Origin of the sequence: Arachidicoccus sp. (assembly GCF_050436765.1) — a bacterium.
Taxonomy (GTDB): Bacteria; Bacteroidota; Bacteroidia; order Chitinophagales; family Chitinophagaceae; genus Arachidicoccus.
Genome location: NZ_JBNQGD010000307.1, coordinates 1 through 1,074 on the forward strand (window position 1 = coordinate 1; position 1,074 = coordinate 1,074).

The following is a 1,074-nucleotide window of genomic DNA, read 5'->3' on the forward strand; positions in this document are numbered from 1 at the left end:
ATTTTGTTATATTAATGTATTATGTTTTTCCATGCGATTACTATTCGCCGACCGATGGTCGTATCTCATCCGAGGATAAATCAGAACAGTTTAACACGTTCAAGGAATCCGCTGCAGCCAGAGGATTATTGGACGCAACCGTCAATTGGGAGGAATACTTTGAAGAAGCGGCTTCTTTCCAGATGCCGTATATGATGAGACAACTTTTTGTGACGGTAATAGCTCACGAGAAAATGGTACAAGTCTCTGATATTTGGGAGAAGTTCAAAGAAGATATGATGGAAGACTACATGTTTCTGCACAAAAACACAGAAAGAGCCGAAAATTTGGCTAAAAATGACATCGAAAACCAGCTTAAAATGTGTGGCCGATCCCTTGCTGATTTTGGGATCAGTTTACCGAATAAAATTGCCCTAGACGATCAGTCATGGGACAAAGAAAAAGAACTCAAACACTATGAAGAAATGCATGCGAAAATGAACGAAAATCAGAAGAAAATCGTTAAACAAGTTCGAAAAAAAATAGAAGACAAAAAGTCTCGCAAATTGCGAAACGGTTGTGTATGCATCGATGGGCCAGGAGGGTCCGGAAAAACATATACATATCAAACTCTGTGTCATTTGTTCCGAGGTGAAGACATAAAATATAAAACATCCTCCTGGATGGGAATTGCAGCAAACCTTTTGCCAGATGGCAGAACTATGCACAGAACATTCGGATTACCATTCGGCGAAATTGACCATGAATCAAGTTCTAACGCAAAGCCAAATTCCAAACTTGGTGAGGAATTGAAAGAAACCGATGTTTTCATAATCGATGAAGTTTCAATGGTTTCAAAACATGTTTTGCGAATAATAGACAAGAAATTGCAAGAAATTATGGAAAACAAATTGCCCTTCGGGGGCAAAATTTTGATAATTGGAGGTGATTTCCGACAAATTTTGCCTATAAAGAAACACGCTGGCCGAAGTCAATTGGTCAGCTTATCTGTTAAAACGTCATATTTGTGGAAATATTTCAAAACAAATATTTTCCGTCTCACGGAGAACAAAAGAGCATCGAAAAATGGAGATT

Annotated in this window: 1 protein-coding gene; it reads left to right on the plus strand. The window is 38.3% G+C overall.

What is annotated here, in order from left to right; translation table 11 throughout:
* A partial coding sequence (locus tag ACQR30_RS13505) for an AAA family ATPase (protein WP_429735990.1) occupies window positions 1-1,074 on the plus strand: 1,074 nt, incomplete at both ends.